Annotated in this window: 21 protein-coding genes; 10 read left to right on the top strand and 11 right to left on the bottom strand. The window is 73.0% G+C overall.

The features are described 5' to 3' along the window. Nucleotides 1-170: 170 nt before the first annotated feature. The 3 genes from ACWCXC_RS21095 to ACWCXC_RS21085 all read left to right on the top strand — a co-directional run bounded on the left by ACWCXC_RS21095 (nucleotide 171) and on the right by ACWCXC_RS21085 (nucleotide 3,398). Nucleotides 171-1,505, top strand: coding sequence for a glycosyltransferase family 4 protein (locus ACWCXC_RS21095; protein WP_450890189.1), 1,335 nt, complete (start codon nucleotides 171-173; stop codon nucleotides 1,503-1,505). A 79-nt stretch (nucleotides 1,506-1,584) separates the two neighbouring features. After that, a complete protein-coding gene (locus ACWCXC_RS21090; protein ID WP_450685280.1) occupies nucleotides 1,585-2,328 on the top strand; it encodes a class I SAM-dependent methyltransferase in 744 nt (247 codons plus the stop codon). Beyond that, the gene (locus tag ACWCXC_RS21085; RefSeq protein WP_450685281.1) at nucleotides 2,325-3,398 is read left to right on the top strand and encodes a prenyltransferase/squalene oxidase repeat-containing protein; all 1,074 of its coding nucleotides are present in this window, start codon (nucleotides 2,325-2,327) and stop codon (nucleotides 3,396-3,398) included. Before ACWCXC_RS21090 ends, ACWCXC_RS21085 begins: the two co-directional genes overlap by 4 nt. 34 nt (nucleotides 3,399-3,432) lie before the next feature. Here the strand turns inward: ACWCXC_RS21085 and ACWCXC_RS21080 are convergent, their stop codons facing one another. Beyond that, nucleotides 3,433-3,723 carry a hypothetical protein gene (locus tag ACWCXC_RS21080; protein ID WP_450685282.1) on the bottom strand — a complete coding sequence of 97 codons (291 nt, stop codon included), beginning with the start codon at nucleotides 3,721-3,723 and terminating at the stop codon, nucleotides 3,433-3,435. Nucleotides 3,724-3,902: 179 nt separating this feature from the next. Here ACWCXC_RS21080 and ACWCXC_RS21075 point away from each other — a divergent pair, with 179 nt between their 5' ends. Next, the gene (locus tag ACWCXC_RS21075; RefSeq protein WP_450890188.1) at nucleotides 3,903-4,472 is read left to right on the top strand and encodes a hypothetical protein; all 570 of its coding nucleotides are present in this window, start codon (nucleotides 3,903-3,905) and stop codon (nucleotides 4,470-4,472) included. A 47-nt stretch (nucleotides 4,473-4,519) separates the two neighbouring features. On the opposite strand, the gene ACWCXC_RS21070 is transcribed toward ACWCXC_RS21075, so the two are convergent. Then, a complete protein-coding gene (locus ACWCXC_RS21070; protein ID WP_450685284.1) occupies nucleotides 4,520-5,485 on the bottom strand; it encodes a helix-turn-helix domain-containing protein in 966 nt (321 codons plus the stop codon). Between the two features lie 294 nt (nucleotides 5,486-5,779). Here ACWCXC_RS21070 and ACWCXC_RS21065 point away from each other — a divergent pair, with 294 nt between their 5' ends. The 3 genes from ACWCXC_RS21065 (at nucleotide 5,780) to ACWCXC_RS21055 (ending at nucleotide 10,892) form a co-directional block, all read left to right on the top strand. Continuing rightward, nucleotides 5,780-8,764 (top strand): S8 family serine peptidase, encoded by a 2,985-nt coding sequence (locus ACWCXC_RS21065; RefSeq protein WP_450890187.1) that lies wholly within the window; start codon nucleotides 5,780-5,782, stop codon nucleotides 8,762-8,764. A 242-nt stretch (nucleotides 8,765-9,006) separates the two neighbouring features. Then, on the top strand, nucleotides 9,007-9,783 hold the full coding sequence (locus ACWCXC_RS21060) for a maleylpyruvate isomerase family mycothiol-dependent enzyme (RefSeq protein WP_450890186.1): 777 nt from the start codon (nucleotides 9,007-9,009) through the stop codon (nucleotides 9,781-9,783). A gap of 80 nt (nucleotides 9,784-9,863) precedes the next feature. Next, the gene (locus ACWCXC_RS21055) at nucleotides 9,864-10,892 is read left to right on the top strand and encodes a PHP domain-containing protein (protein ID WP_450685796.1); all 1,029 of its coding nucleotides are present in this window, start codon (nucleotides 9,864-9,866) and stop codon (nucleotides 10,890-10,892) included. Here ACWCXC_RS21055 and ACWCXC_RS21050 read toward each other — a convergent pair. The 8 genes from ACWCXC_RS21050 to ACWCXC_RS21015 all read right to left on the bottom strand — a co-directional run bounded on the left by ACWCXC_RS21050 (nucleotide 10,882) and on the right by ACWCXC_RS21015 (nucleotide 19,215). Next, nucleotides 10,882-11,892, bottom strand: a complete 1,011-nt coding sequence (locus ACWCXC_RS21050) for an LLM class F420-dependent oxidoreductase (RefSeq protein ID WP_450685797.1) — start codon at nucleotides 11,890-11,892, stop codon at nucleotides 10,882-10,884. The two genes, ACWCXC_RS21055 and ACWCXC_RS21050, sit on opposite strands and share 11 nt — an antisense overlap. 120 nt (nucleotides 11,893-12,012) lie before the next feature. Continuing rightward, on the bottom strand, nucleotides 12,013-12,813 hold the full coding sequence (locus tag ACWCXC_RS21045) for a DUF5336 domain-containing protein (protein WP_450685798.1): 801 nt from the start codon (nucleotides 12,811-12,813) through the stop codon (nucleotides 12,013-12,015). Between the two features lie 196 nt (nucleotides 12,814-13,009). After that, a complete protein-coding gene (locus ACWCXC_RS21040) occupies nucleotides 13,010-13,963 on the bottom strand; it encodes an N-acetylmuramoyl-L-alanine amidase (protein ID WP_450890185.1) in 954 nt (317 codons plus the stop codon). Nucleotides 13,964-14,026: 63 nt separating this feature from the next. Beyond that, a complete protein-coding gene (locus tag ACWCXC_RS21035) occupies nucleotides 14,027-14,671 on the bottom strand; it encodes a class I SAM-dependent methyltransferase (RefSeq protein ID WP_450890184.1) in 645 nt (214 codons plus the stop codon). Between the two features lie 92 nt (nucleotides 14,672-14,763). Further along, nucleotides 14,764-15,351, bottom strand: coding sequence for a hypothetical protein (locus ACWCXC_RS21030; protein WP_450890183.1), 588 nt, complete (start codon nucleotides 15,349-15,351; stop codon nucleotides 14,764-14,766). A gap of 191 nt (nucleotides 15,352-15,542) precedes the next feature. Beyond that, nucleotides 15,543-16,868 (bottom strand): M20/M25/M40 family metallo-hydrolase, encoded by a 1,326-nt coding sequence (locus ACWCXC_RS21025; protein WP_450890182.1) that lies wholly within the window; start codon nucleotides 16,866-16,868, stop codon nucleotides 15,543-15,545. Further along, entirely contained in the window at nucleotides 16,865-18,262 is a 1,398-nt protein-coding gene (locus ACWCXC_RS21020) for a cytosine permease (protein ID WP_450685478.1), read from the bottom strand. The genes ACWCXC_RS21025 and ACWCXC_RS21020 overlap by 4 nt, the downstream gene beginning before the upstream one ends. Further along, entirely contained in the window at nucleotides 18,262-19,215 is a 954-nt protein-coding gene (locus ACWCXC_RS21015; RefSeq protein ID WP_450890181.1) for a DUF1177 domain-containing protein, read from the bottom strand. The genes ACWCXC_RS21020 and ACWCXC_RS21015 overlap by 1 nt, the downstream gene beginning before the upstream one ends. Before the next feature lie 153 nt (nucleotides 19,216-19,368). Here ACWCXC_RS21015 and ACWCXC_RS21010 point away from each other — a divergent pair, with 153 nt between their 5' ends. Both ACWCXC_RS21010 and pepE read left to right on the top strand, forming a co-directional pair. Continuing rightward, nucleotides 19,369-20,196, top strand: coding sequence for an IclR family transcriptional regulator (locus tag ACWCXC_RS21010; RefSeq protein WP_450685480.1), 828 nt, complete (start codon nucleotides 19,369-19,371; stop codon nucleotides 20,194-20,196). A gap of 52 nt (nucleotides 20,197-20,248) precedes the next feature. Further along, on the top strand, nucleotides 20,249-20,977 hold the full coding sequence (gene pepE, locus ACWCXC_RS21005; protein ID WP_450685481.1) for a dipeptidase PepE: 729 nt from the start codon (nucleotides 20,249-20,251) through the stop codon (nucleotides 20,975-20,977). Here pepE and ACWCXC_RS21000 read toward each other — a convergent pair. Continuing rightward, complete coding sequence (locus tag ACWCXC_RS21000) at nucleotides 20,940-22,754, bottom strand: MFS transporter (RefSeq protein ID WP_450890180.1); 1,815 nt, start codon at nucleotides 22,752-22,754, stop codon at nucleotides 20,940-20,942. The two genes, pepE and ACWCXC_RS21000, sit on opposite strands and share 38 nt — an antisense overlap. A gap of 269 nt (nucleotides 22,755-23,023) precedes the next feature. On the opposite strand from ACWCXC_RS21000, the gene ACWCXC_RS20995 reads away from it, so the two are divergent. Further along, a complete protein-coding gene (locus tag ACWCXC_RS20995; protein ID WP_450890179.1) occupies nucleotides 23,024-25,231 on the top strand; it encodes an acyl-CoA dehydrogenase in 2,208 nt (735 codons plus the stop codon). Nucleotides 25,232-25,238 lie beyond the last annotated feature (7 nt).

Raw genomic sequence — 25,238 nt, 5'->3', positions numbered from 1 at the left:
GCGAATCACCTGATCCGGCCGTTGCACCGTTGCTACTTGCCGGTAGATTCGTAGCCCGTCGAACGAACCGCTCCGGTGCCGCCCTTCATTCGCCGTAGGACTGTAACTTGTTCTAGATTAGCGCGAGCGGTTACGCTCCGGCGAACACGCCAGCGAGAAGGGGGCCGAGTGTGACCGCAGAGGCCATAGAGTCGGGCCCCCGCGCGGGCGCCGCCACGCACGCCGCCGACGCCGGCGGTGACCGGCCCCTGCGCATCGCCCTCCTCACCTACAAGGGCAACCCCTTCTGCGGCGGCCAGGGCGTCTACGTCCGCCACCTCTCCCGCGAACTGGCCCGGCTCGGCCACAGCGTCGAGGTGATCGGCGCCCAGCCCTACCCCGTGCTCGACGAGGGCGTCCCGCTCACCGAACTGCCGAGCCTGGACCTCTACCGCCAGCCCGACCCCTTCCGCACCCCCAAGCGCGGGGAGTACCGGGACTGGATCGACGCCGCCGAGGTCGCCACCATGTGGACCGGCGGCTTCCCCGAGCCCCTCACCTTCTCGCTCCGCGCCCGCCGCCATCTCGCCGCCCGACGCGGCGAGTTCGACGTCGTCCACGACAACCAGACGCTGGGCTACGGGCTCCTCGCCGACCTCGGCGCCCCCCTCGTCACCACGATCCACCACCCCATCACCGTGGACCGCCGGCTCGACCTGGACGCCGCCCCGAACCGCCGCCGCCGCGCCTCCGTACGCCGCTGGTACGCCTTCACCCGCATGCAGAAGCGCGTCGCCCGCCGCCTGCCGTCCGTGCTCACGGTCTCCGGCTCCTCCAAGCAGGAGATCGTCGACCACCTCGGGGTCGACGCCCGCCGCATCCGGGTCGTCCACATCGGCGCCGACACCGACCTCTGGTCGCCCGACCCCGCCGTCCCCGAGGTCCCCGGCCGCATCGTCACCACCTCCAGCGCCGACGTCCCGCTCAAGGGCCTGGTCCACCTCGTCGACGCCCTCGCCAAACTGCGGACGAGCCACCCGGCCGCCCACCTCGTGGTCGTCGGCCGCCGCGCCGAGGACGGACCCGTCGCCCGCGCCATCGAACGCCACGGGCTCACCGACGCCGTCGAGTTCGTCAAGGGCATCAGCGACACCGAACTCGTCGACCTGGTCCGCGGCGCCCAGATCGCCTGCGTCCCCTCCCTGTACGAGGGCTTCTCGCTGCCCGCCGCCGAGGCCATGGCCACCGGCACCCCGCTCGTCGCCACCACGGGAGGCGCGATCCCCGAGGTCGCGGGGACCGACGGCGAGACCTGTCTGGCCGTGCCGCCCGCCGACCCCGGCGCCCTCGCCGACGCGCTCGGCCGACTCCTCGCCGACCCGGAGCTGCGCACCCGCCTCGGCGCGGCCGGACGCGACCGGGTCCTCGCCCGCTTCACCTGGAAGCAGGCCGCGATCGGCACCGCCGCGCTCTACCGCGAGGCGATCGCCGCCCGCGCCGCCACCGGCCCCGGCGGCCGGCGGTGACCCCGCCAGGGCCCGTCCGGGCCTCCTGACCCGTACCCCACCCCGACTCGAACCCCCTCGACCGCGAAAGCAGGCATTCGTGCTGACCGTGGACTTCACCCGCTTCCCGCTCGCCGCAGGCGACCGAGTGCTCGACCTGGGCTGCGGCGCCGGACGCCACGCCTTCGAGTGCTACCGGCGCGGCGCCCAGGTGGTGGCGCTCGACCGGAACGGCGAGGAGATCCGCGAGGTCGCGAAGTGGTTCGCCGCGATGAAGGAGGCCGGCGAGGCCCCCGAGGGCGCCACCGCCACCGCGATGGAGGGCGACGCGCTCAACCTGCCCTTCCCCGACGCCTCCTTCGACGTCGTGATCATCTCCGAGGTCATGGAGCACATCCCCGACGACAAGGGCGTCCTCGCCGAGATGGTCCGGGTGCTGCGGCCCGGCGGCCGGATCGCGGTCACCGTGCCGCGCTACGGCCCCGAGAAGGTCTGCTGGACGCTCTCCGACGCCTACCACGAGGTCGAGGGCGGCCACATCCGCATCTACAAGGCCGATGAACTGCTCGGCAAGATGCGCGGCGCCGGACTCAAGCCGTACGGCACCCACCACGCCCACGCCCTGCACGCCCCGTACTGGTGGCTGAAGTGCGCCTTCGGCGTCGACAACGACCGGGCGCTGCCGGTGAAGGCGTACCACAAGCTCCTGGTCTGGGACATCATGAAGAAGCCCGCCCTGACCCGGATCACCGAGCAACTGCTCAACCCGGTCGTCGGCAAGAGCTTCGTGGCGTACGCGACCAAGCCCCACCTGCCCGCGGCGGCCGTCGAGGCCGAGGCGTGAGTCTTCCCGAGCGGACCGAACACCTCGTCCTGCCCGGGGTCCTCACCGCCGCGCAGGCCGCCGAGACCGTCGCCGCCCTGCTGGCCGTGCAGCGCGAGGACGGCGCCCTGCCGTGGTTCCGGGGCCACCACCTCGACCCGTGGGACCACACCGAGGCCGCCATGGCCCTGGACGCGGCCGGTGAGCACGCCGCCGCCGAACGCGCCTACGCCTGGCTCGCCCGCCACCAGAACGAGGACGGCTCCTGGTACGCCGCCTACCACGACGGCGACCCCGGGCGCCCCACCGACCGGAGCAGGGAGACCAACTTCTGCGCCTACGTCGCCGTCGGCGTCTGGCACCACTACCTCGCCACCGGCGACGACGCCTTCGCCGACCGCATGTGGCCGACGGTCTACGCCGCCGTCGAGTTCGTCCTGCGGCTCCAGCAGCCCGGCGGCCAGATCGGCTGGAAGCGGGAGGACGACGGCACCCCGGTGACCGACGCCCTGCTCACCGGCTCCTCCTCGGTCTACCAGGCCCTGCGCTGCGCGCTCGCCCTCGCCGAACGCCGCGAGGAGCCGCAGCCCGACTGGGAGCTGGCCACCGGGCAGCTCGGCCACGCCATCCGCAGCCACCCCGAGCGCTTCCTCGACAAGAGCCAGTACTCGATGGACTGGTACTACCCGGTCCTCGGCGGCGCCGTCACCGGACCGCAGGCCGCCCGGCGCATCGAGGAGGGCTGGGACCGCTTCGTCGTCCCCGGCCTCGGGGTGCGCTGCGTGCTGCCCAACCCCTGGGTGACCGGCGGCGAGAGCTGCGAACTGGCCCTGGCCCTCTGGGTGACGGGCGAGTCCGACCGGGCCCTGGAGATCCTCCAGTCCATCCAGCACCTGCGCCACGAGGGCGGCCTCTACTGGACCGGGTACGTCTTCGAGGGCAACCGGGCCTTCTGGCCCGAGGAGCAGACCTCCTGGACGGCGGGCGCCCTGCTGCTGGCCGTGGCCGCGCTCGGCGGGGACGAGGCGACCACGGCGGTCTTCGGCGGCGAACGGCTGCCGAGGGGCCTGGAGGCCGACTGCTGCGGATGAGGTCCGCCGGCCGGCCTCCGCGCCCTCCGCGCCCTCAGCGCCGGATGCGGCCGGCCACCGCGTGACCGATGAACAGGTACACGACGGCGGCGAGGCCGTATCCGCAGACCACCCGGGCCCAGGCCGCGTCGAAGGTGAACAGGTCGTACGACCACCCGGCCAGCCACCGGGCGGTGTGCCGCACGAACTCGACCAGTTCGTTGCCCGGGTTGGCGTCGAGCAGGTACATCAGGATCCACACGCCGATGATGAACGCCATGACGTCGGCCACCGCGACGATGACACGTGCCGCGGTGCCGCTTCCGTTGCCTCGTCTGTAGGACATGTGTTCCGGGTTGCCCGATCCGCCGGGACGAAACCCGGGAGGAAATCCGGGAGGAGATCGGGGACGAAAGCCGAGGCGAACCCGGACGGCGCTCCCGGGTGGCGGTGGCGCCGCGCCGCGGCCAGCCTGACGGGGAGTGCCGCGAACGGCACCGGACGCCCCGGCCAGGGAGGCCAGCCGTGCCCCGTACCACGCCGTCCCGCCCCCTCGTGGCGCTGGCGCTGACCTCTTCGCTGGTGGCGGGCGCCGCCGCGTGCGGCGGCGACGACTACAGCGGCGGCAGCGCCAGCACCAGCGCGAGTGCCACGGTCTCGCCCTCCGGCACGTCCTCGGCCCAGGCGCAGAAGTTCGCCAAGACCCGGTTCGTCGCCAACGCGGGGCTCGCGGCCGGCGCCACGTACCAGTGGATCGTCAAGCCGTACCGCGCCGGCACGTTCAAGAAGGGCGCCGACGGGCGGACCTTCGCCCTGGTCAAGGCGGGCCTCGCGGGCGCCTTCGCCTACAACCGGCTCAAGGCCGCCTCCGGCAACGCCAAGGGCGACCCGCTCCTGTCGAAGGCCGTCGCCCCGCTGACCGCCTCCATCGAGTCGCTGAAGGGCCTGGGCACCAAGCTCCGCAAGGGCGAGGCGGGCGGGGACGAGGTCGGCCTGTTCGAGGGCGTCATCAACAGCGTCAAGGACGCCGGGAAGAGCGCGGGCGCCGAGGTGAAGGACAAGGTGCCGTCCACGGCGCAACTGGGCGGCGGATAGGTGGCCCGCCGGACGCGAGAGGGCGAGGGCAGGGCGGCCCGACGCGCTCAGATCCAGCCGCGCTCCCGTGCCCGGACACCCGCCTGGAACCGCGTGCCGGCGTCCAGGGTGTGCATCAGTGCCGCGACCCGCCGCGTCGCCGTGCGCACGCTGACCCCCAACTGCCGGGCTATGGCCTGGTCCTTGAAGCCGGCGTGCAGCAGGCGCACCAGCACCAGTTCCTCCTCGCTGGGCCCCTCCTCCACCGCGTCCACCTGAGGGGCGAGCAGGGGTTCGGCGCGTTCCCAGTAGGCCTCGAACAGCTCCATCAGCCCGTCCAGCAGACCCGACGGATGCACGAGCACGATGGATTCCTTGCTGCCGCCGGTCAGCGGCACCATCGCCACCCTGCGGTCCACGATCCGCGCCTTGAACGGGAGATGACGCAGGAGCCGTGACTTCTCGCCGAGCGCGGCGAGCCGCAGAACGGTCTCCATCCGGCCGGGCGGATCGATCGACTCCAGGCAGTACACGCCGCGGAGGTCCACGCCGCGCTCCACCCACTCGCGGGTGGTCGCCTCCTCCTCCTCGTGGAAGTGGGGCTGACCGACCGCCTCCAGGTACGGCGGTTTGTCCAGCGTCCACAGATGGGTGGTGACGGAGCGGTTCACCTCGTCGGTCCGCCGGGCGATCGCCTCCGGATCCGAGAGCACCTCCACCAGAGCGTCGGGGTCGGTGCTCAACTGACCGGCGTGGTGCAGGCGGTGGAGGCCCGACAGGTGGGCCTCCACCTCGCCGAACATCGTCTCGGCCTCGGCCCGTCGCCGGTTGAGCAGGGCCGAGAGCGCCGACCGGGGGCTCACCGCCTCCCAGTGGCCCCGCCCCACCCGCCGGACGAGGCCGAGAGCGGCCAGCCGCTTCAACGCCTGCCCCGTGCGCGCCACACCGGCACCGGCGCTCTCCGCGAGATCTCCCGCCGTGCACCGCTGTCCCGCCAACAACGCCCGGTACACGTCCTCGTCGAACGCGCTCACACCCACGGCTTCCAGCACAGCCGGCCCTTCTAGCCACACGAGAGGACGGCGCCGGAGGCCCGAGCCCCGGTGCGGGCCGACCGGTTTTCCCACGCGTGGCGCGTTTGGTCACCACGCCAAAGACGCCATCACATTATCTGGACAGCCGGTATTCGCGCAGCGTTCACTCGTCCCGGACCGCCCGTCAGCCACCCCTGGTGTCTGGCGGCCAGAGATTCCCGCCCCCAGCGCACGCCGCAGGCGAGCACCCACGCTCGTCTCCGCGGTGTGCGCGGAAATCCATGAGGAGAGTCCGTGCCACTCCCGCCGCGAAGAATGTCGCGCAGGCGGCGAGCCGCCCTCGCCGCCCTGCTCACCACGGCCCTTGCCTCGTTCGGCCTTCCGCTCGCCGCCGCCCCCGCCATCGCCGCCGCTCCGACCGCCGAATACGCCACCGGCACCTATCTGGTCACCCTCGCCGACGAGCCCCTGGTGGCCTACGACGGCGGGATCGGCGACCTCCCCGCCACGAAGCCCGCCCGGGGCGGCAAGCTCGATGTCGCATCGGCCGCCGCCAAGCGGTACCGCACCCACCTGACGGACCAGCAGTCCCGCGTCGCCAAGAAGGTCGGCGCCACCGTCCGCCAGCACTACGCGGTCACCACCAACACCTTCAGCGCCCGGCTCGACGCCCGCCAACTGGTGCGCCTCGCCCACACCAGCAGCGTCGTGCACATCGCCCCCGACCGCTTCCACCACGCCACCGACGACCGGAACTCCACCGACTTCCTCGGACTCTCCGGCCGCAAGGGGCTGTGGAAGGCCCTCGGCGGGACCGCCGAAGCCGGCAAGGGCATCGTCGTCGGCGACATCGACACGGGCATCTGGCCCGAGAACCCCTCCTTCGCCGCCCCGGCCCTGAGCTCCCGCGAGCCGGGAGGGAAGGACCGCCACCGCCCCTACCGCGTGGGCACCACCACCGTGATGCACAAGGCGGACGGCGGCACCTTCAAGGGCACCTGCCAGACCGGCGACAGCTTCACCGCGGCGGCCTGCAACGAGAAGGTCATCAGCGCCCGCTACTTCGGCGAGGGCTGGCTGGACGCCGTTCCGGAGTCCAACCGGGCCGGATACATCTCCCCGCGCGACAGCCAGGGCCACGGCACCCACACGGCGTCCACCGCGGCCGGCAACGCCGACGTCCGCGCCACGGTCGACGGCGAGGACCTCGGCACCGTCTCCGGCGTGGCCCCCGCAGCCGCCATCGCCGTCTACAAGGCCCTCTGGCAGAGCAAGGACGGCCAGGCGGACGGCGGTCTGACCAGCGATCTCGTCGCCGCCATCGACCAGGCCGTGGCCGACGGCGTGGACGTCATCAACTACTCGCTCGGCGGCACGTTCGAGAGCGCGTACGACGATCCGGCGCAGGTCGCGCTCCGCAACGCCGCCGCGGCCGGTGTCTTCGTCGCCACCGCCGCGGGCAACTCCGGCCCGGGAGCGTCCAGCCTGGACAACACCGCACCCTGGACCACCACGGTCGCCGCGGGCACCATCAAGTCGCACACCGGCACGGTCACCCTCGGCACCGGCGCCCGTTACACCGGCATCAGCACCACCGTGCACCGGCAGGTCGGCCCCGCCCCGCTCGTCCTTGGCTCGGCGGTCCGGGTCTCGGACACCGTGGACGTCTACGCGGACTACTGCATGCCGAACTCCCTCGACCCAGCCCGTACAGCCGGCAAGATCGTCGTCTGCGAACGGGGCGTCAACGGCCGCGCCGACAAGTCCGCCGAGGTCAAGCGGGCCGGCGGCATCGGCCTTGTCCTGGTGAACCCCGGCGCCGAGAGCACGGACGGCGACCTGCACAGCGTGCCGGCCGTCCACCTCGACAACGCGGACGCGGCCCCCGTGCGCACCTACGCCGCCACGAGCGGAGCCACCGCCACCCTCACCGGGGGAGGCGCTTCGGACGTCTACCCGCAGGTGACCGGCTTCTCCTCGCGCGGCCCCTCGCTCACCGGCAACGGCGACCTGCTCAAGCCCGACATCACCGCGCCCGGCGCCACGATCCTCGCGGCCGTGTCCCCCGACGGCAACCACGGCCACGACTTCGACTACTACTCCGGCACCTCCATGGCCACCCCGCACATCGCCGGCCTGGCGGCGCTCTACCTCACGGAGCACCCCACCTGGTCCCCGATGAGCATCAAGTCGGCCATGATGACCACCGCCACGCCGACGAGGACCGCGGACGGCGAGAACAGCGACGACGCCTTCGCCCAGGGCGCCGGCGAGGTGGACGCGCGGGCGATGCTGCGGCCCGGACTCGTCTACGACTCGGGTGAGCGGGACTGGCTCGCGTACCTGGAGGGCTCCGGCGTGGACACCGGAACCGGTGTCAAGGCCATCGACCCGAGCGACCTCAACTACCCGTCCATAGCCATCGGTGACCTGTTCGGCAAGCAGACCGTCACCCGCACCGTCACCGCGACCGAGGCCGGCACCTACCGCGCCCGGGTGGACATCCCCGGCATCAAGGCCACGGTGAGCCCGTCCGTCCTGCACTTCGACCACCCCGGCCAGAAGCGCACCTTCACCGTCACCCTGGACGTGACCACCGCGCCCGCGGGGCGCGTCGACACCGGGGCCCTCATCTGGACCTCCGGACGCACCACCGTCCGCAGCCCGATCGTCGTGACTCCGCAGGTCATTCGCGCCCCCGAGGTGATCAGGGGATCGGGCTCCAGCGGTTCGACCGGATTCTCGGTCACCCCGGCCACCGCCAGGCTGACGGCCGGCGTCTACGGGCCGGTCTCCTCGCCCGCCACCGAGGGCACGCTGACGTGGATGCAGGAGGTCTCCTACGAGGCCGAGATCCCGGCCGGCACCAGGGCGTCGCAGATCACGGTCCGCTTCGACGCGGCGGAGGACACGATCACGGGCCTCCTCTGGGGCAACAAGGTCGATGGGGCCCTCCAGGACGTCCACGTCGCCATCCCCGACAGTGACGGAGAGATCACCATCACCGTGCCGCACCCCTCGGCCGACGCCATCGTCGTGTCCCTGGTCGCCATGGGGTCCGACGACGAGACCGTCACCCCGTACACCTACCAGGCGAACCACATCGCCGCGGGCACCCCCGTCACCGGCAGGGCCACGGTCACGCCCGACCGGGCCCGCGTCACCCCCGGCGTGCCGACCGACCTGACCGCCGCCTGGTCCGGCGTCCCGGCGGACACCCGGTCCGGCGCCTGGATCGAGTACGGCAACGGGGCGGGAACCTTCCTGACCCTCAACTGAACCCAGGCACCCACCGGCGGGGACGGCACGTACACGTGCCGTCCCCGCACGCATGCTCCGCACCTGCCGCCCACTCGAACCGCGGGCTATCACCCGGGCCGTCGGGGCGGTGCCCGCAGTGGCCGGACTCGACGGCGAAGCCCGCCTCGTGACCCGGGCGCTCGTCCGCCGTCGCCGACTGGTCGAAGGAGATCACTTCTCATCGGCCGAGGAGTCCGCGAGTCCCGCATTAGGGTGCACGGATGGATGACCTTTCGCACGCGTACTACTGCGACACGATCGAGCGGCTGACGGACGAGCTGCGCCGGACGCTGAACGGCGCCGACCTCGACGCCCACGTGCCGTCCTGCCCCGACTGGACCCTGCGCGACCTCGCGGTCCACGTGGGCGGCGCCCACCGCTGGGCCGGCGAGATCGTCCGCACCCGGGCCACCGAGGAGGTCCCGGACGAGAAGGTCCCCGATTTCACGCCCGCGAGCGACGACCCCGCCGTGCTCGACGCCTGGCTCGCGGCCGGTGCGGCCGGCACCGCGACGGCCCTGCGCGAGGCCGGGCCCGGGACCGAGGTCTGGTCCTGGTCCTGGGACGCCAGCGCGGGCTTCTGGGCCCGCCGGATGGCGATCGAGACCGTCGTCCACCTCGCGGACGCGGCCCTCGCCGCGAACGTGCCGTACACCCTGGCCCCCGCGCTCGCCGCCGACACCATCGACGAATGGCTCCAGATCGTCTCCTTCGCCCAGGCCGAGGGCGACGAGGAGGCCGCCGAACTCCGCGGCGCCGGCCGTTCCCTCCATCTCCACGCCACCGACGTCCCCGGCGCGGAATGGCTCATCGAGTTCACCGACGACGGCTTCACCTGGCGCCGCGCCCACGCCAAGGCCACCGTCGCCCTGCGCGGCCCGCTCACCGATCTGATGCTGGTCTTCCAATGCCGCCTGGCCCCCGGCGGCGACCGCGTCGAGGTCCTGGGCGACGCGGAGCTGCTGGACTTCTGGCTGGACCGGGCCGCCTTCCGCTGACGGGCGCCGCCCGTGTGCGGCCCGCGCGGGGCTGGGTCAAGCTGGACGGGGAGACCGCTCCGTCCGCCCAGGAGGTGCCCGTGGACCCCGTCGAGGCGCTGGAGCGCGTTGCCTTCCTGATGGAGCGGGGGCGGGCGGATACGTACCGCGTCCAGGCGTTCCGGACGGCCGCCCGGACCGTTGCCGCGATGGAGGACGGGGAGGCGGTGCGGCGGGTCACGGACGGGTCGCTGCAGCGGGTGAAGGGGATCGGGCCGCGTACCGCGCAGGTGGTGCGGGAGGCGGTGGCGGGGGAGGTGCCCGGGTATCTGGCCGACCTGGAGGCGGATCCGGCGTACAGCGGGGCGCTCGCCGAGGGTGGGGAGGAGGTGTGCGCGGCGTTGCGCGGGGACTGCCATCTGCACTCCGACTGGTCGGACGGGGGCAGCACGATCGAGGAGATGGGGCGCACGGCCGCCGCGCTGGGCCACGACTGGGCGGTGCTCACCGACCACTCACCCCGGCTGAAGGTGGCACGCGGCCTGTCGCCCGAGCGGCTGCGGCGGCAGCTCGACGAGGTGGCCGAACTCAACGCCCGCTGGGCGCCGTTCCGGCTGCTCACCGGCATCGAGTGCGACATCAACCCGGACGGCAGCCTCGATCAGGAGGACGAGCTGCTGGACCGGCTCGACCTCGTGGTGGTGTCGGTCCACTCCAAGCTGCGCATGGACCCCGCCCCGATGACCCGTCGGCTCCTCGCCGCCGTACGCCACCCGAGGGCGCACGTCCTCGGCCACTGCACCGGACGTCTGGTCACCGGCCGGGGCCGCCCGGAATCCCGGTTCGACGCGGACGCGGTCTTCGCCGCCTGTGCGGAGTCCGGCACCGCCGTGGAGATCAACAGCCGGCCCGAACGGCTCGACCCGCCCCGGCGGTTGCTGCGCGAAGCGGTCGCCGCCGGATGCCTCTTCGCCATCGACACGGACGCCCACGCCCCCGGGCAGCTCGACTGGCAGGTCTACGGGTGCGCCCGCGCGGAGGAGTGCGGGGTTCCGGTGGGGGACGTCGTCACGACGTGGTCGGCGGACCGGCTGCTGGAGTGGACGCGGGGGGCCGGTTCTACGCGTTGAGCTCCGCCAGCACCCGCAGCGTGTGCGGGTCCGGGGCCGTCACCAGGAGGTCGGTGACCCGGCCGGAGCGCCAGGCGGTCAGTCGCTCCGCGATGCGCTCGCGCGGGCCGACGAGCGAGATCTCGTCGGCGAACGCGTCCGGGACGGCCAGGACCGCCTCCTGCTTGCGGCCCTCCAGGAAGAGCTTCTGGATGCGCCGGGCCTCGTCCTCGTAGCCCATGCGGGCCATCAGGTCGGCGTGGAAGTTGCGGGCGGCGGCCCCCATGCCGCCGATGTAGAAGCCGAGCATCGCCTTCACCGGCAGCAGGCCCTCCGCGACGTCGTCGCAGACGTGGGCCCGGACCATGGGGGCGATCATGAAGCCCTCGGGGAGCCCGGTCAGCGAGGCCGCGTAGACGTCGGTGCGGGTCGGAGACCAGTACAGCGGCAGCCAGCCGTCCGCGATGCGGGTGGTCTGGGCGATGTTCTTGGGGCCCTCGGCGCCGAGGAGCAGGGGGAGTCCGGTGCGCAGGGGATGGGTGATCGGCTTCAGGGGTTTGCCGAGACCGGTGGCGTCGGGGCCGGTGTACGGGTGGGTGTGGAAGCGGCCGTCCAGGGCCACCGGCCCCTCGCGGCGCAGGACTTGGCGGACCACGTCCACGTACTCGCGGGTCGCGGTGAGGGGGCTGCTCGGGAACGGCCGGCCGTACCAGCCCTCCACGACCTGCGGGCCGGAGAGCCCGAGACCGAGCATCATCCGGCCGCCGGAGAGATGGTCGAGGGTGAGCGCGTGCATCGCGGTGGCGGTCGGGGTGCGGGCCGCCATCTGCGCGATCGCGGTGCCCAGCCGGATCCGGGAGGTGTGGGCGGCGATCCAGGTCAGCGGGGTGAAGGCGTCCGACCCCCAGGCCTCGGCCGTCCATACGGAGGCGTAGCCCAGCTCCTCGGCCTCCCGGGCCAGGTCCAGATGGGCGGGGTTCGGGCCGCGGCCCCAGTATCCGAGAGCGAGTCCGAGCCGCATTCCGCCGCCTCCCAGTGCTTCTGACGGTACATCAGATAGGGGTTGTGTGCGGAGCGTACGACAGCGGCCCCCCGCCCGGAAGGGGCAGGGGGCCGCTGTCGGTGGGACGCGCGCCCGGCGTCAGCCGCGCTGGATGCCCGAGGTGTCCTGGAGCACACCCCGGCGGCCGTCCTGCGTCTGGGCGATCAGGTTCGGACCCTGCTGGTCGACCGCGAGATACCAGGTGCCCGGCGCCAGTTCGGCGATCGGGGACGGCGAACCGTCCTCGCCGAAGAGCGGACGGGCCACCGGCACCGCGAACCAGAACGGGGTGAAGTCCCCGGCGGGCGCGGCCTGCTGGGCCTGGGCGTGCTGCGGGTCGGGCTGGCCCGGCTGGGGCTGGCCGCCGTAGGACGGGGCCTGCGGCTGACCGCCGTAGGGCTGCTGCTGGGCGCCCGGGTAGCCGTACCCCTGGCCCGGCTGCGGCTGACCGCCGTACGGCGGCTGCACGGCCTGCGGCTTCGGGCCCGAGGACAGCGGCGCCTTCAGCGCGGGGACCAGCGGCGAGGCCACCGCGGCACCGGCCAGGACCAGCGCGGCGATCAGGCCGAGGATCAGGCCCGCTCCGGCGTCGATCTGACCGAGGTCGATGATCGTCCAGAACATGTTCCACGCGGTGAACACCGTCGCCGCGACACCGAACGCACCCAGGTCGAGACCGGCGACCTTGCGCTGCGGCTGCGAACGGGAGAGCACGATCAGCACCGCGCCGATCACACCCACCATGTAGACACCGATGCCGTTGCCCAGGGAGTCCCAGGAGTTGGGGCCGTCGATGTTGGAGTTTCCGTAGTCGAAGTAATCGAGGAACGAGGCGATGAACAGCACCACCGCTGCTCCGATCACTACGCCATCGCCTCGTGTGAGGGAGCGGATATTCACGTGTAGGTCCTTAGTCGGTCGTCTCGTCGGGGCGGTCGTCGCTGCCACCGGTACGGCGCACGGCGCGAAGCTCGGGAACGGCTCCCCATCGTACGGATGAATCTATCGTCTGCCCGGACGGGTTGGGTCCCTGTGCGGATCATCGACGGGGATCCCCCCGAATTCCTCGCGGAACCACCTCGCGGGTGAGGCCGTTCTACCCGTTCAGGTAGCTGCCGATGCCGTCCGCGATGCCCTGGGCCGCCTTCTGGCGCCACCCCGCGCTGGTGAGCAGGGCGGCGTCCTTCGGATCACGCATATTGCCGCATTCGATGAAGACTTTGGGGACGGTCGACAGATTCAGTCCGCCCAGATCCTCGCGGGTGTCGAGTCCGGTACCGCCGCCGATGTAATTGGAAGGGGAGCTTCCGGTAGCGCGTACGAAAAGTCCGGCCATACGGGTACCGAGATCACGCGAAGGGCCGGTGATCTTCGAGGTGTCCGCGCCGCCGCCGCGCACCGATGCGGGAAGAATCACATGGAAGCCGCGGTTCCCGGTGGCGGACCCGTCCGCGTGCACCGAGACCACCGCGTCGGCCTTCGCCCGGTTCCCGATCCGCGCCCGCTCGTCGACGCACGGCCCGTAGGGCCGGTCCCCGTCGTGCGTCAGAATCACCGTCGCGCCCTCGGCCCGCAGCAGCGTCCGCAGCCGGCGCGAGACGTCCAGGGTGAACGCGGCCTCCGCGTAACCGGAGTTGGTGGCGGTGCCGGTGGTGTCGCACTCCTTGTGCGCGGTGCCGATGTCCACCTGGCGGTTGATCTCCGCGGTGTGCAGCCGGTTGTTCGGGTTGTGCCCCGGGTCGATCACCACGGTCCGGCCGGACAGCGGGCCCTGGGGCGCCTTCGACGCGGGCGCCGCGGACTTCTCCGACGGCGACGGCGACGGTGACGCGCCGGTCCGCGACGGCGACGGGGAGGCCGGGGAGGCGGGCACGGACGGGACCGCCGAGGAGGGCCCCGCGTCACCGCCCTTGCCGGCCCCGGCCCCCACGAGCCCGCCCCCGTCGCCGCCGCACCCGGTCAGGGCCACCCCCAGCACCGCCACCGCCGCGACGGCGGTCAGCGACGGACGGCGGCGGGGCGTGGGGGGAACACTCTCGTCGTGGAACACCCGGCGATGCTATCCGGGAGCCCGCGCGCTGTCCGGGGGATCGGGGGGGACAGTCCCCGGGGGTCAGATGCCCGGACCGGTGCGCCGCAGCACCCGCAGCGAGTCCGTGACGGAGACCTCGGTGAACGCGCCGGACTCCAGGGCGCGCAGATAGATCCGGTACGGGGCCTGGCCGCCGTGCGCCGGATCGGGGAAGACGTCGTGGATCACCAGGAGCCCGCCCTCGGCGACGTGCGGGGCCCAGCCCTCGTAGTCGCCGTTCGCGTGCTCGTCGGTGTGGCCGCCGTCGATGAAGACCAGGCCGAGCCGGCCGCCCCAGACCGCCGCGACCTGCGGGGAACGGCCCACCAGCGCCACCACGTGCTCCTCCAGACCGGCCGCGTGCAGCGTGCGGCGGAAGGTCGGCAGGGTGTCCATCCGGCCCACCTCGGCGTCCACCACCGTCGGGTCGTGGTACTCCCAGCCCGGCTGCTGCTCCTCGCTGCCCCGGTGGTGGTCGACGGTGAGGGCCGTCACCCCGGCCGCCCGCGCGGCGTCGGCGAGCAGGATGGTGGAGCGTCCGCAGTAGGTGCCCACCTCCAGCAGCGGCAGTCCGAGCGCGGCGGCCTCGGCGGCGGCCGCGTACAGCGCCAGCCCCTCGCCCACCGGCATGAAGCCCTTGGCGGCCTGGAAGGCGGCGAGAATCTCCGGCTGGGGCTCGGCGGCCACGGGGTTCCTCCTGGTGGTGACGGGTGCGGCTGCGTATCCGCGCGACCGCCCCATGGTGCCGCACCCCGGGGCCGGGGGGACGCGCGGGGCGGTCAGGGCCGCCGCAGGCGCCGCAAGGCCGGTTCCCAGAGCGCGGGGACCGCGCCGTCGGCCGGCAGCGGCTCCGCCGGCTCCGGGGCGGGGGCCGAGACGTGAGAGCGGGTCAGCTCCCGGTAGGCCGTGTCCAGCTCGGGGGCGGGATCGGCCCGGGGATTTCGCCGCCGCGACCGCAGCGCCTCCTCCGCGACCCGGTCCCGCTCGGTCGCGGCGAGCGCCGCCAGCCAGTCCGGGCCGTGCAGCGCTGCCTCCAGGTCGTCCAGGGCCCGCAGGGGGTCCCGGACGTGGTCGGCGATCACCAGAGCGCGCACGAGCCGGAGCACCGCCCGGTCGCCGGGGCGCTCGACCCAGGTGCTCAGCGCCATGTCGCAGCAGTGCAGCGCGGTCCTCGGCCGGCCGTGCAGCAGGGCCGAGCAGACGTCCATCAGCCAGGCGTCCGGGGTGGACGCCCCGCCACCGCCGGTCCGCCACGCCATCGCCGTGCGGTACAGCCCGTGCCAGTCGCCCGCGTCCAGCAGGGCGAGGCACCGCTCGTGCCACTGGGCGGCGGACCGGGCGGCGGTCCGGCCGGGAGATGCGCTCATGGCGGGCACCCTATCGGGGGTGTCCGATGCGGGACCGGAGGACCCGGACGGGCGCTACGAGGGCGTCGGCGTGCCCTACGCCCCCGGCGGTTCTCCGGCGTGCCGTACGCCCCCGCCGGAGAACCGGCGGGGGCGTACGGAGGGGTGAGCCCGGGTCGGGGCGGGCCCCCGGCAGAGCCGAGACGGATGCCTCAGCAGCTCTGCCAGAGTCGGGTCATGACGCGGACGCCGAAGCGCAGTCCCTCCAGCGGGACGCGCTCGTCCACGCCGTGGAAGAGCCGGCCGTAGTCCAGGTCGTGCGGCAGCTTCAGGCCCTTGAAGCCGAAGCAGCGGATGCCGAGGTGGGTGAATGCCTTGGCGTCCGTGCCGCCGGGGTTGCAGTACGGCACCGGGTGGCCGTCCGGGTCCTCGGCGCGCACCGCCTCGCACATGGCGTCGACGAGCGGGCCGTCGAACGTGGTCTCCATCGCGATGTCGTGGTTGACCCACTCCCGGCTGACCGAAGGCAGCAGCAGCCGGTCGATGGTGTCGATCAGCTCCTGCTCGTGGCCGGGCAGGAAGCGGCCGTCGACGCGGGCGGTGGCCTTTCCGGGGATCACGTTGGTCTGGTAGCCGGCGCTGAACATGGTGGGGTTCGCGGAGTTGCGGAGCACCACCTGCATGAAGTCCGCGACCGGGCCGAGCTTGGCGAGGCTGCCCTCGATGTCGTCCTCGTCGAAGTCGACGCCGTAGAGCCGGGCGGCCTCTTCGAGCAGTGCGCGGACGGGCTCGATCAGCCGGATCGGGAAGGTCTCGCGGCCGATCCGGGTCAGCGACTCGGCGAGGTCGGTGACCGCGTTCTCGTCGTTGGGGGAGGAGCCGTGGCCGGCCCGGCCGGTGGCGGTCAGCTCCATCCAGGCCATGCCGCGCTGGGCGTTCTCGATCGGGTAGAGGCGCCGGGTGTCGTCCAGGGCGAAGGAGAACCCGCCGCCCTCGCCGATCGCCTCGGTGACCCCGGCGAACAGCTCCGGGCGGTGCTCGACCAGCCAGTGGGCGCCGAACTTCCCGCCCGCCTCCTCGTCCGCGAGGAAGGCGAGGACCAGGTCGCGCGAGGGCTTCGTACCGGTGCGGGCCAGGTGCCGCGCGGTGGCCAGCATCACGGCCACCGTGTCCTTCATGTCGATCGCGCCCCGGCCCCAGAGGTAGCCGTCGCGGATCTCGCCGGAGAACGGCGGGACCTGCCACTCGGAGGCGTCGGCGGGGACCACGTCCAGATGGCCGTGGACCAGCAGGGCGCCGCGCTCCGGGTCGCGGCCGGCGATCCGGGCGATGACGCTGGCCCTGCCGGGCGCCGACTCGATCAGCTCCGAGGCGATGCCCACCTCCGCGAGGCGGCCCACCACCCACTCGGCGCTCGCGCGCTCGTCGCTCGTCGGGTTGGAGGTGTCGAACCGGATCAGCTCGGCGCAGAGGTCGACGACCTCGGCTTGGGCCTCGTCGGAGGCCGGGACCAGGGCGGTGCCGGGTGCGGTGCTCATGCTGCTCCCACGGGGGTGGTGGTGCGGGCGGCCGGGGCCGGGTCGGCGCCGTCCCGCTCGTCGGCGAGGACGGAGGTGCCGTAGGGCTTGATCCAGCCCAGCAGGCCCAGGACGCTGTACAGGACGAAGGCGGTGGCCAGCGAGTTCAGGGCGGGGATGCCGCCGTCGTAGAACTTGCCGACGCAGAACGCGGCGATCCAGATGGCGATCGACATCGGGACCCAGGTCGGGGAGTGCGCCGGAAGGGTCTCGGCCTCCCGGGTCTCGTCCAGCGGCTTGCGCATCCGCTTCACGACCCAGTACTCCGCCACGATGATCCCGCCGATCGGCGGGATGGCCACGCCGAGGATGGTGAGGAACTCGGTGAAGTGGCCCATGATCCCGACGGCCGACAGCACGGTGCCCGCGATGCCGAGGACGACGGTGACCGCGCCGCGGTGGACGCGCTTGCCGAAGACGACCTGGAAGAAGTTGACGACGCCCAGCGAGGAGCCGTACAGGTTCCAGTCGTTGATCTTCGCGGTGGACATCAGGACGACGAGGACGCCGAAGGCGCCGGAGGTGGAGAGCACGATGTGCGAGACCTCGTTGCTCTTGACCAGATGGCCCAGGAGCACACCGGTCAGGCCGACGATGTACTCGGAGAGGATCATCGACGAGGCGCTCTGCAGGAAGACGTGCGAGCCCTTGCGGTTGTAGCGGGTCATCTCGGGGGAGACGATCGCGCCCGTCATGTAGCCGCCCGCGATGGCGGTGGCGGCGACGGCCAGCGGAATGGTGTCGCCCGGCGGCGGCGAGTGGACCAGGTCGCTGAAGGAGTGGTCGTTCAGCGTGCGGATCACGGAGAAGGCGACCATGGCGAAGAAGAGCGGGGTGACGATCTTCGCGAAGTTGGCCATGTAGCGGAAGCCGAAGATCACCAGGGCGGTGATGGCGATGCCCGCGAGCACGCACCACATCCAGGACGGCCCGCCGACCAGCGCCGAGACGCTGTCGCCGAAGATCTTGTTCTGGACTCCGAACCAGCCGACCAGGCTGACCGCGATGACGAAGCTCACCAGCGCCGAGCCGTTGCGGCCGAAGCCGACCCAGCGGGTCAGCATCGGGGTCGCCAGACCCTCGCGCATCCCGGCCAGGCCGATCGCGAAGATCACCACCTCCAGGATCACCGCGCCCAGCGTGAACGCCAGGAACGCGTCGCCGAAGGTCATGCCGACGCCGATGGTGGCGCCCAGGGTGAACTGCGAGATCGAGCCGGACTGGGCCAGCCACTGGAGCAGCATCGACCAGAAACCGAAGCGCTGGTCGCGCGGGACGCGCGAGAGCGCGTAGTCGTCGCTGCCGATGCTCTTGGTCGCGGGGACCGCGGCGTCGGCCTGCGGGGCGGCTGCCATCAGGACTCCTGGGGGGTACGGCCGAAGGTCTGCAGGTGAGCCAGCGACCCGTAGCGGTTGACGAGGTTGTCGAACTCCACCGCGTCGTGGAAGTCCAGGTGACCGCCGCCGTAGGCCTTGGCGACCTCGACGGCGTAGCGGGCGGCGGAGGCGATGTCGCCCTCGTGGCTCGCGCCGGTCCCGCAGCCCGGCACCGCGGCGGCCGAGGTGATGGCCAGACCGACGACCGGGGCGGCCGTCGCCGTGGCGGGCTGGAGGATCGAATTGATGTGGTGTGCCCCATTACCGTACGGGGTGATGTCCTGGGTGGTCACGGGGTACGTGACCAAGGGCTCGCCCGTCACCACGGCCAGCAGCTCACCGAGGGCCTCGGAGACGCGGAGCACCCAGCCCTCCTTGACGGTGGGGGACAGGGCGAGGCCCTTGTGGTTGATGATCCGGTTGCCCTTGGTGGTGTCGATGGAGAGCACCGCCTCCATCTCGCCGGTCACCTCGTGCCGGTTCATGGTCGCGATGTCCACCGGGGAGCCCATGAACGGCACCGGATCGTGCGGTTCGGTCGGGGCGTCCGGGCAGATGTGGGTGGCGACGATCACATCGCCGGGCAGCACGTCGCCCCGGCGGCGCATGTCGAGGAGCTTGGCCGCGGCGGCGAGCGCGGACGCGGCGCCGTCGGCGTCGGACACCATGCCGGTCACCTCGGGCCGGGCGCCGATGCCTCCCAGTCGCCCGACGATGCCCAGCGTCCGGGCGTCGCCGCCGGCGGTACGGCCCCGGGAGCCGGGGATCCGGACCATCACGAAGTCCGTCGAACCGCGCTCACCGGCGACCGTGGTGACCGTCGCCGACGAGCCCTCGGACCCCGCCGCCGCGTCGAGGTACTCGACGACCGTCTTGCCATTGACCTGGGGGTCGTCGAGGAGGTCGACGACGTCCAGCACGTACTTCAACATGGGGGGCCTTTCTCGCGCATCCGTCGCACCCGTCCGGCGCCCGGCAGGGAGAGGGGAGCCGGAACGGGGTGCTGAGAGCAGATTCGGGATCCGATAGCGTTGAACGCAACCGTTTCCCGTTATTTGCAATTCAGGTCTGAATGGTGAGATGACATGGCGGACTTTGATCTGGACCGGCGGACGCCCCCCGGCGCCCTCCAGACCGTCGACCGGGCGCTCCTCGTCCTGCTCGCGTTCGAGCGCTCCCGGCCCGACTGGGGCGTCACCGAGGTCGCCGAGGAGTTCGGCTGGGACACCTCGGTGGCCCAGCGGCTGCTCGCCACCCTCGCCGGACGGGGCTTCCTGGTCTCCGACCCGGTCACCCGCCGCTACCGCATCGGCCCCGCCGTGCTGCGCCTGGGCCGGCTCTGGGAGCGCTCCGGATCGCTGGAGCTGCTGGCCGGACCGGTCCTGGAGGAACTGCGCCGGGTGACCGGCGACACCGTGCTGTTCTGCCTCCCGGACAGCTTCCACATGCGGTGCGTCGCGGCGGAGGAGGGCGAGACCGGGCCGCTGCGCTACTACCCCCTGGTCGGTGAGCTCTACCCGGCGCACGCCGGGGCGACCAGCAAGTCGTTCTACGCCTATCTGCCCGACGAGCAGCGCCACCGGCTCTTCCGGGGCCGCCCGATGGCCCGCTTCACCGACCGGACCGTCACCGACCCGGACCTGCTGGAGCAGGAGTTCCTGAAGATCCGCGCCCAGGGGTACGCCTGGACCGTCGGCGAGTACGACACCGGTGTCGCGACCGTCGCCGTGCCGGTCTTCCTGGGCCGCGAGCCCTACGGAAGCCTCAGCCTCGGCGGCGACAGGGAACGGTTCCAGGGGGCGCCGGAGAACCGGCTGGACGCCCTGCGGCAGGCCGCCGAACTCCTGGAGCGGCGCCTGACCCACCCGCCGCAGCGCCCCAAGTCCCGCCCCCGCCGCCCCCGTACGGCGTGACCCCGCCCCGTACCGACCGTCCCGCCCGACCGACCGAACCGACGAGGACCCCGTGAATCTGCTGCTGCTCTCCAACTCCACCCAGTACGGCCGCGGTTACCTGGAACACGCCCTGGAGACCGTGACCGCCTTCCTGCCCTCCGGCGGCCGGCTCGCCTTCGTGCCGTACGCGCTCGCCGACCACGACCGCTACACCGCCCGCGTCCGCGCGGCCCTGGAACCGGCTGGGATCAGCGTGCGCGGCGTCCACGCGTCACCCGACCCGGTGGACGCACTCGCCGCCTGCGACGCCGTGTTCATCGGCGGCGGCAACTCCTTCCGGCTGCTGAGCGCGCTCTACCGCACCGGACTGCGCGAGGCCGTGGCCGACGCGGTGCGCGCCGGGCTGCCGTACATGGGCGCCAGCGCCGGGACGAACATGGCGGCGCCCACCCTGCGCACCACCAACGACATGCCGATCGTGTGCCCGCCGTCCTTCGAGACGCTCGGCCTCGTCCCGTTCCAGATCAACCCGCACTATCTGGACCCGGACCCGGCCAGCACCCACAAGGGCGAGACCCGCGAGGAGCGGCTGACCGAGTTCCTGGAGGAGAACGACGTGCCCGTGCTCGGGCTGCGCGAGGGCGGCTGGCTGCGCGTGGAGGGCGACCGGGCCCGGGTGCTGGGCGCCCGCCCCGCCCGGCTGTTCGCCCGCGGCGCCGAGCCGCGCGAACTGCCGTCCGGGACGGACGTCTCTCATCTGCTCACGACCGTGCCGCGGTTCGACGCTCCGGCGCGCTGAGCGTCAGCACCAGATCGGTCCCCTCCGGACCGCCGTCCGCCGGATATGCCGCGGGCCGGGCCCGGGGGGCGTAGCCGGCGGCCGAACCGGCCAGCACGAAGCTGCCGCTGCCCGGGGCGGCCAGCGTGAAACGGCCCTCGGCGTCCGTGGTGGTGAGCCCCGCCTGCCGGCCGTGCCGGTCGATCAGGGTCACGTTGGCCCCGGCGACCGGGGTGCCGTCCGCCTCCCGGACCCGGCCCCGGAAGGCGGGCCCGGTGAAGCCGGAGGGGTGCGGTACGGCGGGCAGCGGCTCGCCGGCCGCCCGGGCGGCGGCGTCGGCCGCGCTGCTCGCCAGCAGGACCGGCGCGGCGGCCGGACGCTGCGAGGGCAGGAACGAGGCCAGCACCAGTCCGACCACCACCGCACCCGTCGCGATCATGAACGAGGTCCGGAACCCCTCCATGCTGGGCACGGCCACCGGGCCCGTCCGCACCGAGGTGTGCGCGAGGACCATGCCGATCACGGCGCTGGAGACCGAGGTGCCGATCGACCTCATCAGCGTGTTCAGGCCGTTGGCCGCGCCGGTCTCCGAGGCGTCGACCGCCCCGATGATCAGGGCGGGCAGCGAGGAGTACGCGAGGCCGATTCCGGCGCCGAGCACGACCGCGATCACCACGGTCTGCCAGGCGGCGCTCATCAGGCCGAGCCCCGCCCCGTACCCGACGGCGATGACCAGCAGGCCGAGCATCAGCGAGACCTTGGGGCCGCGACGGGCCGAGATCCGGGCGTACAGCGGGGCGACGAACATCATCGTCAGGCCCAGCGGGGCCACGCAGAGCCCGGCGACGACCATCGACTGCCCGAGGCCGTAGCCGGTGGACGTGGGCAGTTGGAGCAGTTGCGGCAGCACGAGCGAGACGGCGTAGAAGGCGACGCCGACCATGATCGAGGCCAGGTTGGTGAGCAGCACCTCGCGCCGGGCGGTGGTCCGCAGGTCCACCAGGGGGGTGGCGCTGCGCAGTTCGAACACGCCCCAGAGCACCAGCACCGCGAGGGAGGCGGCGAGCAGTCCGAGCGTGGTGGCGGAGGTCCAGCCCCAGTCGCTCCCCTTGGTGACGGGCAGCAGCAGGAGGACCAGGCCGAGCGAGAGGCCGAGTGCGCCGACCAGGTCGAAGCGGCCGGGGGCGCGGAGCGAGGTCTCCGGCACGGCCGCCACGGTCAGGGCCATGGCCAGCACGCCGAGGCCGGCCGAGCCGAGGAACAGGGCGTGCCAGTCGGTGTGCTGGGCGACGAGCGCGGCGGCGGGCAGCGCGAGTCCGCCGCCCACCCCGATCGACGAACTCATCAGCGCCATCGCCGAACCGAGCTTCTCGCGGGGCAGTTCGTCGCGCATGATGCCGATGCCCAGCGGGATGGCGCCCATCGCGAAGCCCTGGAGCGCGCGGCCGACGATCATGATCACGAGATCGTCGGTGAACGCGCATATCAGCGAGCCGACCACCATCACGGCGAGACTGGCGAGCAGCATTCGGCGCTTGCCGTAGAGGTCCCCGAGCCGTCCCATGATCGGGGTGGCGACGGCCCCGGCCAGCAGGGTGGCCGTCATCACCCAGGTGGCGTCTGCCGGATCGGTGTGCAGAAGAGCGGGCAGATCCTTGATGACGGGGACGAGCAGGGTCTGCATCACCGCGACGGTGATGCCCGCGAAGGCGAGGACGGGGACGATCCCCCGGCCCGTCCCCGAGGGCCGCGGATCAGGAAGCTCCGCGGCGGGCTGATCGTGCGTCGTCTGTGGCATGCGTGCGGCCTCCCGGCGGCGTACGTAGGTGCGGTGGGGGAGGGCGCGACTGCCCGGTCACGGCGGCGGACCCCCCTCGGCCACCAAGTGCGTGCAGAGTGAAACCTTCCGTACGGCCCCGGTATTCCGGTGAACGGGACCGGAACTGGACACATCGCGGGACCGCCCTTCCGGTACGGACGTGATTGGGGTGCCATCTGACCTTCCGTCAGATTGGAACGTGTTCTACTCTTGCGCCGTTCCAGTGGCTGCGACCGGCGAGGATCCGCATGGGCATCGGAATCACCGAAGAACACCGGGCACTCGCACACTCCGTGCGGGGATGGCTGACACGCGCCGTCCCGCCCGCCGTGATCCGCGAACTCCTCGACGCGGACGCCCCTCCCGACCCCGGCGCACGCCCCGCCCACTGGGACGCGCTCGCCGGACAGGGCCTGCTCGGCATCCACCTCCCCGAGGACGCGGGAGGAGGCGGCGGCGACCTCCTCGATCTCGTCGTCGTCCTCGAAGAGGCCGGCCGCGCCGCCCTCCCCGGCCCCTTCCTGGCCCACACCCTCGCCTCCGCCGTCCTCCACGCCTGCGGGGCCGGGGAACCGGTCCGCGCACTGGCCTCCGGCACCCGCATCGGAGCCGTCGCCCTCGGACCCGGCACCCTCGAAGCCGTCGAGCAGCCGGACGGCTACCGCCTGGACGGCACCCCGCCCCCGGTCCTTTCCGGCACCGAGGCCGGCCTGCTGGTCCTTCCGGCCGCCACCGCCACCGGCATCCGCTGGTTCGCCGTCGACGCCGACAGCCCCGGCCTGCGGGTGCGCCCGCACCGGAGCGCCGACCCGACCCGGCCCACCGCCGAGATCCGCGCCGACGGCGTCACCGTCCCCGCGCACCGGCTCCTCGACGCCGACCCGGAGCTCGTCCGCGACCTCGCCGCCGTCCTGTTCGCCGCCGAGGCCTGCGGCACCGCCGCCCGCTGCCTGGACACGGCCACCGAACACGCCAAGGTCCGCGAACAGTTCGGCCGCCCCATCGGGCGGTTCCAGGCCGTCAAACATCTCTGCGCCGACATGCTCGTCCGCCTCGAACAGGCCCGCGCCCTCACTTGGGACGCCGCCCGCGCGGCCGTGGAGGACACCGTGGAGCGGCAGCCGCCGGTCGGGCGGGACCACGGCCCCCGGGGGCTCGGCGCCGCGCTCGCCGCCGCGACCGCCCTGGACGCCGCGTACGGCTGCGCCAAGGACACCATCCAGATCCTCGGCGGCATCGGCTTCACCTGGGAGCACGACGCCCATCTGTATCTGCGCCGCGCCCTGGTCGCCCGCCAACTGCTCGGCGCCGGGGACGCGCACCGGCAGCGGGCCGTCCGGCTGGCCGCCGACGGCGCCCGCCGCGAACTCGTCCTGGAACTGCCCGAGGAGGCCGACGCCCACCGCGCCGCCGCCCGCGAGGCCGTCGCCGCCGTCCGCGGCCTCGACCCGCGGGCCGCCCGCCGCGCCCTCGCCCCCACCGGCTACGCGGCCCCGCATCTGCCCGCCCCCTACGGACTGGACGCCGGCCCCGTCCACCAGCTCGTCGTCCAGCGGGAACTGCGCGACCAGGGCGTCCGGCTCAGCGACCTCTCCATCGCCACCTGGGTCGTGCCCTCCCTCATCGCCCACGGAACCGCCGCCCAGCAGGAGCGCTACCTCCTGCCCACCCTGCGCGGCGACCTCCAGTGGTGCCAGCTCTTCTCCGAACCCGGCGCGGGATCCGACCTCGCCTCGCTGCGCACCCGGGCCGAACGCACCCCCGAGGGCTGGCGGATCAACGGCCAGAAGGTGTGGACGAGCGCCGCCCGGAGCGCCGACCACGGCATCCTGCTGGCCAGGACCGACCCGGACGCCCCCAAGCACCAGGGGCTCGGCTACTTCGTCGTCGACATGAAGCACACCGAGGGCATCGACATCCGCCCCCTCAAGGAGATCACCGGCGACTCCCTCTTCAACGAGGTGTACTTCGACGACGTGCTGCTGCCCCCGGACGCCCTCGTCGGCGAGGCCGGCGGCGGCTGGAAGGTCGCCCGCCACACCCTGGGCAACGAACGCGTCCACATGGCCGACCAGATGGCCTTCGACACCGGCCTGGAGGCGCTGATCGCCCGCGCCGACGGCCTCGACGCCGCCTGCCGCACCCGGATCGGCGCCCTCGCCGCCGAGGCCCACGCCCTGGCCTGCATCACCCTGCGCACCACCCTCCAGCAGGTCTCCGGACTGGAACCGGGCGCGGGCGCCTCCGTACGCAAACTCGTCCAGACCGTCCACCAGCAGAAGGTCGCCGAACTCGCCCTCGAACTCCTCGGCCCGGACGGGGCGGTGCGCGAGGGGCCGGGGGAGCGGGCCCTGCACGGCTTCCTGATGTCCCGCTGCCTGACCATCGCGGGCGGCACCACGCAGGTCCAGCTCAACGTCGTCGCCGAACGCATCCTCGGACTGCCGAGGGACTGAGAGGACA

It is taken from the genome of Streptomyces sp. NPDC001515, from assembly GCF_053597115.1.
The sequence above is the reverse complement of the archived record's forward strand: the minus strand, read 5'-3'. Positions and strand labels throughout refer to the sequence as shown.

Coding starts and splice junctions, on each gene's coding strand:
- ACWCXC_RS21080 (WP_450685282.1), bottom strand. CDS start 3,723: ATGTCCTACAGACGAGGCAACGGAAGCGGCACCGCGGCACGTGTCATC.
- ACWCXC_RS21060 (WP_450890186.1), top strand. CDS start 9,007: ATGGATGACCTTTCGCACGCGTACTACTGCGACACGATCGAGCGGCTG.
- ACWCXC_RS21050 (WP_450685797.1), bottom strand. CDS start 11,892: ATGCGGCTCGGACTCGCTCTCGGATACTGGGGCCGCGGCCCGAACCCC.
- ACWCXC_RS21030 (WP_450890183.1), bottom strand. CDS start 15,351: ATGAGCGCATCTCCCGGCCGGACCGCCGCCCGGTCCGCCGCCCAGTGG.
- ACWCXC_RS21025 (WP_450890182.1), bottom strand. CDS start 16,868: ATGAGCACCGCACCCGGCACCGCCCTGGTCCCGGCCTCCGACGAGGCC.
- ACWCXC_RS21020 (WP_450685478.1), bottom strand. CDS start 18,262: ATGGCAGCCGCCCCGCAGGCCGACGCCGCGGTCCCCGCGACCAAGAGC.
- ACWCXC_RS21015 (WP_450890181.1), bottom strand. CDS start 19,215: ATGTTGAAGTACGTGCTGGACGTCGTCGACCTCCTCGACGACCCCCAG.
- ACWCXC_RS21010 (WP_450685480.1), top strand. CDS start 19,369: ATGGCGGACTTTGATCTGGACCGGCGGACGCCCCCCGGCGCCCTCCAG.
- ACWCXC_RS21000 (WP_450890180.1), bottom strand. CDS start 22,754: ATGCCACAGACGACGCACGATCAGCCCGCCGCGGAGCTTCCTGATCCG.
- ACWCXC_RS20995 (WP_450890179.1), top strand. CDS start 23,024: ATGGGCATCGGAATCACCGAAGAACACCGGGCACTCGCACACTCCGTG.